This window comes from Hwangdonia sp., assembly GCF_048381975.1.
GTDB lineage: Bacteria > Bacteroidota > Bacteroidia > Flavobacteriales > Flavobacteriaceae > Hwangdonia > Hwangdonia seohaensis.
In genome coordinates this window covers 21,831-35,172 of sequence record NZ_JBLWYT010000007.1, presented here as the reverse complement: position 1 = coordinate 35,172, position 13,342 = coordinate 21,831, and the positions used below count along the sequence as shown (strand labels likewise).

8 protein-coding genes are annotated in these 13,342 nt (G+C 36.7%); 1 reads left to right on the top strand and 7 read right to left on the bottom strand.

Features of this window, described 5'->3' with window-relative positions; translation table 11 throughout:
- Positions 1 to 3: 3 nt before the first annotated feature.
- Both ACN5J7_RS12780 and ACN5J7_RS12775 read right to left on the bottom strand, forming a co-directional pair.
- Positions 4 to 1,140: a sialidase family protein gene (locus tag ACN5J7_RS12780; RefSeq protein WP_418604207.1), complete on the bottom strand. Its 1,137-nt coding sequence runs from the start codon at positions 1,138 to 1,140 to the stop codon at positions 4 to 6.
- A gap of 25 nt (positions 1,141 to 1,165) precedes the next feature.
- Positions 1,166 to 2,326 (bottom strand): AGE family epimerase/isomerase, encoded by a 1,161-nt coding sequence (locus ACN5J7_RS12775; RefSeq protein WP_418604206.1) that lies wholly within the window; start codon positions 2,324 to 2,326, stop codon positions 1,166 to 1,168.
- 127 nt (positions 2,327 to 2,453) lie between these two features.
- Here ACN5J7_RS12775 and ACN5J7_RS12770 point away from each other — a divergent pair, with 127 nt between their 5' ends.
- Positions 2,454 to 3,179, top strand: coding sequence for a FadR/GntR family transcriptional regulator (locus tag ACN5J7_RS12770; protein ID WP_418604205.1), 726 nt, complete (start codon positions 2,454 to 2,456; stop codon positions 3,177 to 3,179).
- Between the two features lie 71 nt (positions 3,180 to 3,250).
- Here the strand turns inward: ACN5J7_RS12770 and ACN5J7_RS12765 are convergent, their stop codons facing one another.
- The 5 genes from ACN5J7_RS12765 to ACN5J7_RS12745 form a co-directional block, all read right to left on the bottom strand.
- Positions 3,251 to 4,177 carry a dihydrodipicolinate synthase family protein gene (locus ACN5J7_RS12765; protein ID WP_418604204.1) on the bottom strand — a complete coding sequence of 309 codons (927 nt, stop codon included), beginning with the start codon at positions 4,175 to 4,177 and terminating at the stop codon, positions 3,251 to 3,253.
- 202 nt (positions 4,178 to 4,379) lie between these two features.
- Positions 4,380 to 5,888 carry a RagB/SusD family nutrient uptake outer membrane protein gene (locus ACN5J7_RS12760; RefSeq protein WP_418604203.1) on the bottom strand — a complete coding sequence of 503 codons (1,509 nt, stop codon included), beginning with the start codon at positions 5,886 to 5,888 and terminating at the stop codon, positions 4,380 to 4,382.
- Positions 5,889 to 5,900: 12 nt separating this feature from the next.
- Positions 5,901 to 9,155 carry a SusC/RagA family TonB-linked outer membrane protein gene (locus ACN5J7_RS12755; RefSeq protein WP_418604202.1) on the bottom strand — a complete coding sequence of 1,085 codons (3,255 nt, stop codon included), beginning with the start codon at positions 9,153 to 9,155 and terminating at the stop codon, positions 5,901 to 5,903.
- A 242-nt stretch (positions 9,156 to 9,397) separates the two neighbouring features.
- Positions 9,398 to 10,963, bottom strand: coding sequence for a T9SS type A sorting domain-containing protein (locus ACN5J7_RS12750; RefSeq protein WP_418604201.1), 1,566 nt, complete (start codon positions 10,961 to 10,963; stop codon positions 9,398 to 9,400).
- Positions 10,964 to 11,428: 465 nt separating this feature from the next.
- Positions 11,429 to 12,967, bottom strand: a complete 1,539-nt coding sequence (locus ACN5J7_RS12745) for a T9SS type A sorting domain-containing protein (protein ID WP_418604200.1) — start codon at positions 12,965 to 12,967, stop codon at positions 11,429 to 11,431.
- Positions 12,968 to 13,342 lie beyond the last annotated feature (375 nt).

Genomic DNA, 13,342 nt, shown 5'->3' with positions numbered 1-13,342 from the left:
ACATTATGGTTTTTTGTAGGTGTCTTTGCCATCGGTTAACCAATCTAATGAAAAGCTTATGAACTCATTATTTTTGTATTCATCCTTTTCAAAAAACAATCCAATATCGCCATTTTCCAAAATGGTTAATGATGAATATGCCGATGACCCTGGGTAAACCGTTTTACCTTCGCTCCACGTTTTTCCTTCATCATAACTAATACGAACCGACATGTTTACTCGTCCTTTTTCAGATTGCGCATTCGAAAAAAGAATTCTATCCTTATCGTAACCATCTGCTTTTGAAGTATAGCGAATGATACTGGCATTACAACCCGGATCGATTAATTCTGGAACTGGATTTGTTTCCCATGTTTTTCCTTCATCTTTCGAGGTGTGCACGTAACGCATGCCCTTGCCGTTTACTCTTGCGTTAATCATTAAAGTACCGTCGGCAAGTTCAATAATTTTAGATTCGTCAGCCGGTTGAATTGGCGTATCAATAAAATACCATGATTTACCATGATCGTCGCTACCAAATACATGCAATCCGCTATTTAAATTTACCATGGTGTGCAATAATTTTCCTGAGCGTGTTTGAATACCACGACCCGAGGTTATGAATTTAAAATCCTTATGCCATTCGGGTTTTGCTATTTGCGAGGTAATATCTTCGGGTTCGCTCCAAGTTTTTCCGTTATCGGAACTTTTCATAACATGTAAATAGTAGATGTCTTTTTCGGTATCCAAATTCATGTAATTGTAAAACATAAAAATATCGCCCGTAACTTTATCGACAATCATTGATGGGTCTGAAGCCGATTTGCCTTCAGGGAAATCAATTACCATTTCAATGGGCGTCCAGGTTTTGCCATTATCGCTGCTTCGGCGTATAATGATATTGATATCCTTACTCCATTTTAAATCGCCGCAACCCGGAACACGCTGATCGATAGCCGCTATTACATCGCCATTTGGCGCCGTAACGATTGCTGGAATTCTGTAACAAGCAACCCCTTCTTCCATACCTGCATTAAATAGGGCTACCAGTTCCGGAGTCTCCTTAACAGCTTCGGTATTTTCCTTTTTTTCAGTATTGACTTTTCCCTTACACGAGCTAAGCAATACAATCATCACTAACAAAACAGTACTTCTTATCATCTTTTTAATATTTTAGGTTTAATTATTATTTTTTAGCTTCAATGTTTTCAAAAGCTTTCCAACATTGGTACATGGCCCTAGGCACATGGAAACAACCTTTCCACTTGCCTCCTTTTAGGTTTAAAAGCACTTCGCCTTGGCGGTTTAAATACCCAAACCATTCGCCGTTATCAGGGTCTGAAAAATGAGACCATGCATAATCGTGTACTTTATGGTACCATTTTAAAATATCGGGGTTTTGGGTTTGCTCATAAGCTTTTGCCAATGCCACTAAGGTTTCCAAATGAACCCACCATAGTTTTTGATCCCATTCCAATTGTTGAGGCGGATGCCCTTTTGAATCCATAAAATAGTAAATTCCGCCGTATTTATCGTCCCAACTGTACTCTAAAATGTTTAGAATAGTTTGGGTTGCTTTATTAATGAGGGCTTTATCGTTTTTACGCACGCCAATATCAATCATAAACCACATGGCTTCTATACCATGACCCGGATTTAACAAACGCCCGTTAAAGCTATCATGATGCTCGCCGTTAGGTAAAACGTTTTCGAAAATCAAACCTGATTTTTTGTCCAAAAACACTTCCATAACTTGATGGATGCTGTAATCTATTGTTTTTTCAACTTCGTCTGCATCTAAAACGGCTTCCAATTCCAACACCAAATTAGACAAAATCATGGGCAACGAAAAGCCCATTAATGGTCTGGTATCTGTATTCTTTTCGTACTTCCCTTTCGGATTATCAATTCTTCCAAGAATATTAAAATACGTTTTTTTAGCCAATTCCTTTACCACTTCGTCACCCGATGCGATGGCGTATTGGCTAAATGCCATGGCCGCAAAACAATCGGAAAAAATATTATAGGCCTGCACCAAAGGCTTGCCTTCTTTTGTAACAGAAAAGTAAAAATCGCCTTTTTCATTCATGCCGTATTTACGCAAAAAATCGATGCCATTTTTAGCAATGGCCAGCCATTTCTCGTTTTTTTCAACTTTGTTGTACAGCATCGAAAACGTCCACGCCTGTCGCCCCTGAAGCCAAATAAACTTATCGGTGTCGTACACGTTTCCTTTGGTATCCAAGCATGTAAAATAGCCTCCGTTTTCATAATCTATGGCGTGTTTTTCCCAAAACGGAACAACATCTTCAAGCAACGTTTTTTTATAAAGTGTAGAAAAATTCATCTCGAAATAAGATTTTTTTATATTAGCCTTTTATTTTAAAATAAAATGTCTTACTTTTATATGTCTGACATAATACAAAAATAAGAAATTATACCTTTGTAAGACTTCTTTTTAACAAATAAATTAAATGAAAACCAAACTTAGTAAAATGGCTCCGCTCGAAAACTTATCGTTAGTGGATAAAGTGGAAATTAGATTAAAGGAGTATTTTAAAGAAAACAATTTAAAGATTGGCGATTCGATTCCGAAAGAATTGGAGTTTGCAGAGGCCCTTGGAGTTAGCCGCACCGTTATACGCGAAGCCTTGTTAAGATTGAGAACCATTGGCGTAATCCAGTCTAAAAAACGCAGCGGCATGGTGTTAACACAGCCCGATATTATTCAGAATTTTGAAAAAGCCATTGAATATAATTTATTAGGCGAAGAAGCTTTAACCGATATTTTTGAACTTAGGTTAATATTGGAAATGGGAATGGCCGATTTATTGTTTGCCAGAAAAACCAAAGCGGATCTTGATGCGTTGGACAAAATAGTTTCCAAACAAGAAATGGAAGAGCAAAATACCGTGCTTTTTAGCTTAAAAAACGAAATTGCGTTTCATGGGAAATTATATGAAATGTCGAACAATTCTACACTCCAAAGATTTCAAGACTTGCTTTTACCGGTTTTTAATTATGTACACGACAACATGCCTCAAGGAGCTGAAGATTTTAAATATTCGAAAGGAAAATTTGTTACGCATCGCGATTTACTAAACATTTTAATAGATGGTGATGCCGAAACTTTTAGGGAAGCTATGAGAAATCATCTTGAACCGCACTTTGAAAGGGTATTGAACACGGTTAAATCTTAAGGTATAAAAACATAAAAGCCAACTTTAAATTAATTTAAAGCTGACTTTTAAAAACTAAACAAACACTCTACTTAATTTACTAAAGATTCGTCAAATCTGCTAAACAAATCCGTTAAACCCAAAGCATCTAATTCTTTTTTAATTATTTTATAATCGGCATCGGTTAAGGTGGTATGCGGAAATCTACTTGGTCCGCAATCTACACCCAACACCCTCATAAAACCTTTGGCTACACCATTAAATCCGCCTTTGCTATCTAAAATCTCAACAAATCGGATGGCTTTGTTTTGTAACGCCGTGGCTTCGGCCATTTGCCCTTTTTCAAAAAGGTCCTTTATTTTATAATATAATGGAGCCAAATGGTTGTATGTACTGCCAACCCATCCGGTTGCCCCCACTGGTAAGCTGTTTATAAACAATTCGTCAAAACCAAAAAGTATATTAAACTTTCCGTTCGCCACCTTTTTACTGTGTTGAAAGTCAATTAAGTTATTATTGGTGAATTTAATTCCAGCCAAACTTGGTATTTCGCTTTCTGCTTTAATTAAAAATTCGTTCATATTTAAATTCGCTCCGGATAATACCGGAATATGGTAATAATAAAACGGTAAATTAGGAGCGCATGCAGCAATTTCTTTACAGTATTGCACTAATTTTTCAATAGTATTTAGCCTAAAATAAAATGGCGCCAATACCGAAATGGCATCTACCTTATCGGCAGCATATTCCGCTAGTTCTTTAGCTTCTCGCAGATTGGTGTGCCCAACATGGTCTATTAAACACAAATCCTCGGATTTGTTTTGAGACCAAGCCAATGTTATTTGCTTTCGCTCTGCAGTTGATAATGATGCGAAATCCCCCGTAGAGCCATTCATAAATACCCCAGAGATTTTATTGTTGATTAGAAACTGACTATAATCTTTAATTTTATCAGTATTTAAAGAACCATCTTTATGCATTGGGGCATAAACCGCTGCTACTAAATTTTTTATTTTCATGTGTTATAATTATTGCTATTCAATGGTCACATGTAGCTTCCATATAATCATATCCTTGGGAATCGAATTCTCGCTATGGAAGTTTCATAAAGCGAACTTAATAATTTTATGCTGTTTTGTTGTTTTCAAAGGATAAAAAAGAGAGTTAAGTTTTTTAAACTAAAACTCTCTTTTCAAACTAACTCAAACAATTGCTACTAATCTAATTGGTATATCCAGGAGTTTGGTCCAATAATGGGTTCCTACCTATCATGTCTTCTGTGATTGGTAACAACAACAACTGGCTATCGCTTGAAGAAATATAAACTATGTTATTGTAAACAAAACTATCTCCAGCTCTTCTTAAATCCCACCAGCGCTTACCTTCGCCAATAAACTCTTTGTAACGCTCGTTTAAAATAGCGTTGGCGTTATCGGTTTGGGTACTGTTAACGTAAGCATGGGTTGCAGGCACATAATTTGCACCGTAAGCTCTAGCTCTAATTTGGTTAATCTCTCCCGATGGGTCTTCACCCAAATGATTTTTTGCTTCGGCCAACAATAAAAGTACATCGGCATATCTGTATAATGGCACATCGTTTTCAAAAATACGCTCACTACCATTTACTTCTCCCAAAAATTTATTAAATATAGAACCAAAGTATGTAGGCTCATTATACGTAGGGTATCCAGCGCCTCCATTATCATCGGTATATAATCTAATAAAGGTAGCTTCTTTACGAGCATCATCATTATCATCTAAAAGCAAAATGGTTTTCTCAGACTGACCATATCGGTTAGCTCCAGCGATAATAAAACTACTCATAGAATTCCCCATACTATCAAACTGAGGGTTAATTTCAGTACTTCTACCTGTTAAGCTATTGTAAAAGTTCTCTGCTTCGTCTTGTTTATATTGATAAGCAAAAATGAACTCGTTGTTACCTTCGTTTGATACGCCCCATAGGTTATCGATACTTGGCTCTAAACTCACACCCAAAGATGCGATTTGCTGTAAAGCAGCTTTAGCTTCTGTAAAATCTGCGTTTCCGCCACCCAATAGGTTTCCAGACCAGATAAACACATCGCCTTTAAGCGCTAAGGTTGCAGCCTTAGACCAAAACACGCGGCTACCTTCCCAATAGCTATCATCAGATCCAAATGCACTTAAAGATGCAGCTATATCCGATTTAATTTGAGCCATAACCTCTGTTTGAGGCGATCTTGCTCTACTTAAACCTGCTGGATCGATATCGGTAAATGGCTCTAAAATAATTGGCACATCGCCCCAAGTTTTAAGCATAGTGTAATAGTACAATGCACGCAACCCGTAAGCTTGACCCAATAAATGATTTTTTTCCGATTCGTCGTTAAATTCTACATTTGGCAAGTTTACCAAAAAGTCATTTATTCTGTGAATTCTAGTGTACAAACCTGCCCATCCACCAAAAGGTGCTGTGGCAATTGTAATGTTAGATTCTATTAATGATTCGTTTGAAGGCGACTCGTAAGTTCGTCCACCCCAAATATCACTTCTCATTTCTCCTAATAACCATAGCGTTCCCGCTGATGATCTTAAGTTTGCATACATTCCTGTATGTGCGGTTTTTGCACCTTCTTCGGTATCCCAAAAACCTGCTGCTGTTAATTGACTAGGGCTTGTTAATTCAAGTTCACTCTCGCAAGCACTAAAAGTCATTACAGCTATAAATATATATATATACTTCTTCATTTTTTTTAAAATTTAAAATGTTACGTTAAGTCCTATTGTAAATGTTTTAGGAACTGGAAATTCTCCATATTGCACACCACCAACTTCTGGTGTATCACCACTCATACTTTTAAAATAGTGCAAGTTAGTACCCGTTACATATATGTTTAATCTTTTAATAACATCGTTAAAATGCTCTGTTGGTACATTATAACTTAAAGTTATTTCGCGCAATGCTAAGTAATCGCCTTTTTCCCAGAACCTATTGTTTGCTTCTGTTTGTAAACTACCCGAACCTTCATTACCTCTCCATACGTTTTTAGCTCCGTTAACAAAAACAAAACGCGGCCAATCGGTATCGGTGTTTGTTGGTGTCCAAGAATCCAACACTTCAATAGGCTGTGCCAAGTTACCTTGTGTTTGCCCGTAACCTTTGTTTCTAATATGATTCCATACCAAATGTCCGGTAGCAAAATCGGTTTTAACAAATAAATTGAAGTTTTTGTATTGTAAACTTGTGGTTATACCACCAACAAAATCTGGAGTAGTACGCCCAATAACTTTTCTATCCAAGCCATCAATCACACCATCGCCGTTTTGATCAACCCACTTTACATCACCAGCCCAACGTTGGTTACGGCTAGCTCCTGGCATATAAGTATCGGTAATGGCATTGTCTGCATCGGCTTCAGCTTGTGTAGCATAAATACCTGCTTGCTCGAAAGCAACTACTAAATCGTGACCAGAGCGTTGTCCTTCTTGGAAACCGCCCACCCATTCTTCTTGCTGTGTATCTGGGTTCCAAATTAATGTACCGCCTTGTCTGTTTAAATCGTTGTCGTTTTCAGGAAGTTTCTGCACATAGTTCTTGTTTTTGGTAAACGTAGCGCCCACATTCCAAGTTAAATCGTCGTTTCTAATAATATCGCCATTTACCTGCAATTCAAAACCTTTATTTCTAATGGTTCCGTTATTGGTTAATATACCACCAAATCCAGTGTAGTATGGCAAGGTAAGAGTTGCTAATTTATCTTTAATGTCCCTAGAGTAAATATCGGTAATGATTGACACTCTGTTATCTAAAAATGAGATATCCAAACCAGCATTAAAGGTGGTTGATTTTTCCCATGATAAATCTAACGTTGGTAAAGAAGAATTTGCATAACCTGTTTGACCGTTGTAAACCCCTTGCTCTCCATAAGAACCGTAAACACCATAATTGCTTAATACATCTATATTACCAGCGACACCATAACTTAATCTTGGTTTTAATCTAGAAACCGTGTTGCTTAATGAAGACTCTTCAAAGAATGATTCGTTATGCACGTTCCATCCAAAAGATACACCTGGAAAAAAGTCGAATTTATTATTACCCAATCTTGAAGTACCATCATATCTGTAATTAAACTGAAATAAATATCTATCATCAAAATCATAAAGCAATCTACCAAAAGCAGATGTTATCACGTACTCAGATTCAAAACTTGAAGGAATACCATCAGCTTCTGCACCTGCGTTAAGCGTCTCAATTAAATCTGTTGGTGAGTTTCTTGTTCCAGCAAACGTACTAAAGCCGTTATCTTTAAAATACTCCGCACCAATTAAGGCGTTAAAGTTATGATTGCCAAATTTTTTGGTATAGTTTAATGTACCTGTTAATTGGTTTCTCAATGTTCTGCCTAAACTAACACCTGCTTCACGACCTGTACGTAAAGGCCCTGTAGTACTACCTACGCGGTAAGCTCTATTAAAGCTTTCGTTATGGTTATTAATTGTAAAATGACTTCCTGTTACCGCTAAGGTTAAGTCTTCAATAATATCCCAGTTAATACCAACCGATGCCGATAAACGTTGCTCTAAATTTTTTCTAACAAATTTATCTTGGTAATATAGTGGGTTACCAAAGCCTTGGTTTTGCCCTACGGCATATTGGTCAGACCAAGTTCCATCAGGGTTACTATCGTAAGTTCTTGAGGTTGAAGCCTGTCCTTGGAATCTTCTAAAAACAGTATCTTCTCCACCTAAAGGACTTAAATTTAAATTAGAGTGTGAATATAAAATATTCGAGTTTACCTTAATATTATCGGTTACTTGGTAAGAACCGCTAAATTTCCCTGAGTATCTTTTAAATCCAGACCCTAAAATTAAACCATCGTTATCCAAAAGCCCTAAGCCTAAATAGTAAGTCCCTTTTTCGTTACCACCGTCAAATGATAAATAGTGGTCTTTTGATTCGCTATTTTGATAGATACGATCGCCAACACCCTTATTATCGAAAAACAAAATGTCTTGACTTGGATCTAAAATATCTGGAATAGACATCCATCCAGGTTGGTTTAATAAATATTGGTTTGAAGCTGTTAAAAGCTGTGTAGTAAACGGATCGTTAGTTGTGTTATTACCTGTCGCCGCACTGTGGTTTCCATTTAAAAACGCACCAAAGCTGCCAGGGTTATTAACTACTTCTCTATACCAAGCAATCGACTGTCTGTTGTAATTGATATGGTCTGCAGCACCAATATACTTTTGATCGTTTCTTTCATTGTTGGTACTATACTTATATCTGTAGTTGATAGAAGATTTTCCAACCTTACCTGTTTTTGTGGTTACCAGAATAACACCATTAGCAGATCTTGCACCGTAAATTGCGGTAGCTGCCGCATCTTTTAACACCTCGATAGACTCGATATCGTCAGAGTTTAAAGCGTAAAAAGATCCAGGAATACCATCAATTAATATTAATGGAGAACCCGTACCGTCGAAATTAGTACCACCACGTAAAACAATTTGTGGCGTAGACCCCGGTTGTCCCGTAGTGTTTGTTACCCTTAAACCGGCAATGGTTCCTTGTAATGCAGTTGCTGCATTAGATCGTGTTGATGTTTCTAAAATTTGTGTATCAAGTTTTGATACCGACGTTGTTAAAGTGGCTCTGGTTTGCTTACCATAACCTGTAATAACAATTTCGTCCAGCATTGCTACGTCTTCGGTTAAAGACACATTAATTACTGTTTCGCTTGCTACCGTAACTTCTTTTGATGTATAACCAACATAGCTAAACACAAGAACATCGCCTGTGTTGGCGCTAATGGTGTAGTTTCCATCAAAATCTGTTGACGCTCCTGTAGTCGTACCCTTAACAACAACCGTTGCACCTAGCAATGGCATACTGTCTCCGGCTGAAACCACGGTTCCCGTAATTGTTTTTTCTTGACCAAAAGTTAGAATTGGCAAAGAAAAAAGCAAAATAAATATCAAATAATTGATATTAAACTTTCTTTTTTTCATACTAAAATGATTTGAATTAGTTAAATAACGTTAGTTTTTCGTATTAAGTATTATGTAATACATAATGCAATATTAAAGAAATATTTTTAGTAATTCAAAATTTTAACACCTAAATTAATTTAACACAGCATTTTAATCGATTGATATTAAGTTAAGAGAGCACAGCGATAAAAGAGAAACATGGCGTATAAAAAAACCCTATAAACAGCGTTTATAGGGTTTTAAAACATATATGGTTTTATTTATTTTTTCACAAGCTTTATACTTTGTAAACTATTCTCGGTACGTATTTGTGCAAAATACAATCCGATTTTTAAGCTCGATCCATCAATGTTTGCTTCGCTTGAATTGGGAGAAAGTGATAACACTTGTTTTCCTAAAATATCAAACACTTTAATGGATGCTATATTTTGGTTTTTAGATTGCACCGTCCAACTATCATGTGTGGGGTTTGGATATGCTTTGAATACCGATAATTCGAAGTCATCGGTACTTAAAGGTGTTCCTTTATATAAATATAAATTATCGTAATAAACAGTTCCCAAATCTGATGTTATTATAAATTGTGTAATATCATTTCTACTTCCAGCGGTAAAATCAGATAAAGGTATATCTAAAGATATCCATGTACCTGGATTCGGATTGGTTAAGAAATTTGCATTGGTTACAGAATATTCTATAGCGTTTGATTCCGATGTGCCATTATCCCAGTTGGAAAATTTAATATTGAAACTCTTATCCATGGTTGCTGTCTCTGTAAAAATATCCATGTGAAAATGAGTAAACTCTGTAGCGTCAAATCTACCGTTTATGAATTCTACACCCTCACAACCTAAGCCACTAACTTTTTTCATGGCATTACCGGAAATCGACTCTTCTGTTGTTGTTCCGGGACACCATGGTGTATCAAAAGTATCAATTGTAATACCGGTATAGGCGTCACTAAAAATTGACTTCACATCGGCAGGTGCTCTATTAGGGGGTAATGGGGCAGCTGTAGGAGGGCCACTAGCAAAAATATTAACTGTGTATGTTTCCGTATCTATCCCATTTGAGGCTGTAACGGCCACCGTAGCTGTTCCGGGAATACCAGACGCTTGAGTTATTACACGTGATGCACCGGCATTAGTTGTAGTCGCTAAAGTAATTTGCGGTACAATTGAGGTTCCCGGTGGAACGGAGTAATCATAAGACGTTGTAGCCGATCCAAAACCAGTAATCGTAACATTGTCAACCTGCAGGTCGCTTAATGTTGCATCTGTTGCAGGGTCTGTTTCTGCCTTCCAAAAATATAAGTTATCTACATAGATAGCGTCTGTAGATCCATTGCCACCGTCGAACTTGAACTGAATCGCATTAGAAGTGTCTCCCGTAATTCCAGTTACCGGGATATCTACACTAATCCATGTATTTGCTCCCGTATTTGTAATGGCATGGGCAATTTCAGCACCTGAACTAATCACAAATACATTAGGATTGAATGTACCATCGATATAAATATCGACATGCAAGAATTCCATTCCTGTTATGTTTTGAGTAGATCCAAATTGAACGCCTTGATAATTAAAGTTGGTATAAGCCAATACGGTATTTCCCGTCCCGGGATCGAAAGCCGTATTTGCAGTGCCAAAACCAGATTGACCCCAGTTTGGGTTGAAATTCGATCCAGCCACATCGGTATAGGCACCACTAAAAATAGAAATAACATCTCCTGCATCTCTAGCCTGCGGATCGGTAGCATTGGTTGTTGGCTGCGCAAATCCAAGAGACACAGTCAAAAAGATAAGTAATAAGGTAATTTTTTTCATCGTAATTTAGTTTTATGAATTAGTTAATATTTAAACAAAATCAGTATTTACGGGAGGTCGAACTTCAACCTACTAAAAACCAACATTGTCATTTTTATAAATATATTGACAAAATTGTGTGAAATTCACATTTAACAGCACTACAAAAAACATACAACGCAATAAAAGTTATGCTTTATCTAATTTTTCATAAAACAGAGCACAGCTACAGGGCAATAGTGCGGTTTATGGTGCTTTTAAAAACAGCTTTACTGGTTGACATATTGCCGTTTTGTATGGGTGATGTAGTGGTAAATATTTGAGTTGTACTACAAGAAACCAATCTATGACTCTGTATAACCTTGAAGAAAAGGTGATTGCAGTAAATATTTGGATGCAAATTGACCTGTATTCATATAAAAAAAGTGTAAAAAAAAGCTGTTTCGAAGTAAGCGAAACAGCTTTTAATTATTGGTTCGGAAAGCATTAATTAACCACCACGAGCTGGGTATGTGTTCCGTTTTCAGAGTTTATTTTTATTACATACAATCCTGTGTTCATTTTTTCTACGTTAATTGCAGTTGCACCATTAATTTCAGATGCTTTAAAGACTTGCTTACCTAGCATATCGAATACCGATAAGGTATAGTTTTTTTCTTCAGTATTAATGTTTAGCGTGTTTATTGCGGGGTTTGGAAATACAGTGATATCCGATAATAAATTTTCATTGATGTCATCAGATAATAAGTTTTTATCCTTGGCGCTATTTTTAGCAGAGTGGGTAGTAGTTTGGTAGTTAAATGTTTCCCACGCTCCGATGCTTGAGCGGTTACACATCATTCCTGTGTTGCCACCTTCAGAGCTTACGTACTTTCCATTGCTTCCTTTTAAAGCAAATTGCGAGTTACCCAAATCAACCCAGGTAAAAACTTCCCATCCTCCAATGCTTGATCGGTCACATTTCATTGGCGACGCACCATTGTTAGAGCTTACATATTTTCCGTTAGAACCTTTTAAAGCCACTTTTCCGTCACCCTGATCTATGATATCAAATTTTTCCCAGTCTCCAACGCTTGGGCGATCACACATCATTGCCGACGAACCATTATTGGAACTCACAAATTTGTTGTTGCTGCCTTTTAATGAAATAGTCCAAGGGCGTTTATAATAGCGCACGTAATCAACATTCATTTTTACATAAACGTCATAATTGTTTGGAGGATTGCCCGCCAAATCACCGCCTATGGCTACATTTAAAATATAAAAGAAAGCCTGGTGATACTCTTTTCTTGTTTCATCTAAATAATGCGAACCGAAATAGACGCCATCTATATAAAACTTTAACTCGGTATCTGTTTTTTCACAACCAAAGGTATGCCACTGTGTCCAATCTGGAGCAGGTCTGCTTACGGTATGATAAACCCAATTGTGCGGCCAGTTTTGAACGTCTGAATCGCCATCGCCATTATAGTCTAATGATGGATTGTAATGGATTGTAGAAATGGCGTCATGATTGGGAACCATTTCCATCATATCAATTTCCCCGCAACTTGGCCATGCCGAACCACCATTTACATTATGGGCGCTTATATTTGAATTACCAAAACTTTCTCCCATCGACCAGAATGCAGCAAAAGTTGCATCTTTTCCATTCCAGTCCCAATCTTCAAATTTAATTCGTGCTTCGGTATAACCTTCGTCCCATACGATTTTATCAGCCGAATTTATTCGACCCGATTCCATACGGTTTTCTTGAAAATCCCAAGAGGCAAATATTGTTAAATGGCCATTGCCAACCGTCACTCTATCGGCAGTATAGGTTTGTAACTCATTGTTTATGTTAAGATTCCCAACTTCAACATTCCAATGGTTAGTGTTTAAAGAGTTCCCATTAAATTCGTCGCTCCATTTTAAATACCAATCGCCTCCTGGGGTTTGTCCGGAAGCAGACATACTTATCATAAATACCAGTGTAACAATAGACCATGTGATTTTTGAAAGAAATAAAGTAATTTTTTTCATCATAATTTAGTTTTAAGAATTATTAGTATTAAAACAAATTCAGTGTTTAAAGTATGCTTTAGTTAAAGCGAAATGAAAACTGAATTTGTCGCTTTAATAAATATATTAATAAAACTATGTGAAATTCTTATTTGAGAGCACTACAAAAAGTATACAACGCAATAAAAACCAGGGTTTATTCTATTTTTAACAAAACGTATTATACATATAATAGGGGTTTGTAAGACTTATTGCCAATCCAAATAAAAAAGCTTCATCGTTTCAGATAAAGCTATTTGTATGGGTGATGTAGTGGTAAATATCTGAGTTTAACCGTAAGAAATTAAGTTGTTAACTCCGCTTAGCTTGACAGATAGTTAGTTACAGAAAATATTTAAG

Bases quoted from the DNA above. Each gene is read 5' to 3' on its own strand.
- ACN5J7_RS12780 (WP_418604207.1), bottom strand. From the start codon at position 1,140: ATGATAAGAAGTACTGTTTTGTTAGTGATGATTGTATTGCTTAGCTCG.
- ACN5J7_RS12775 (WP_418604206.1), bottom strand. From the start codon at position 2,326: ATGAATTTTTCTACACTTTATAAAAAAACGTTGCTTGAAGATGTTGTT.
- ACN5J7_RS12770 (WP_418604205.1), top strand. From the start codon at position 2,454: ATGAAAACCAAACTTAGTAAAATGGCTCCGCTCGAAAACTTATCGTTA.
- ACN5J7_RS12765 (WP_418604204.1), bottom strand. From the start codon at position 4,177: ATGAAAATAAAAAATTTAGTAGCAGCGGTTTATGCCCCAATGCATAAA.
- ACN5J7_RS12760 (WP_418604203.1), bottom strand. From the start codon at position 5,888: ATGAAGAAGTATATATATATATTTATAGCTGTAATGACTTTTAGTGCT.
- ACN5J7_RS12755 (WP_418604202.1), bottom strand. From the start codon at position 9,155: ATGAAAAAAAGAAAGTTTAATATCAATTATTTGATATTTATTTTGCTT.
- ACN5J7_RS12750 (WP_418604201.1), bottom strand. From the start codon at position 10,963: ATGAAAAAAATTACCTTATTACTTATCTTTTTGACTGTGTCTCTTGGA.
- ACN5J7_RS12745 (WP_418604200.1), bottom strand. From the start codon at position 12,967: ATGATGAAAAAAATTACTTTATTTCTTTCAAAAATCACATGGTCTATT.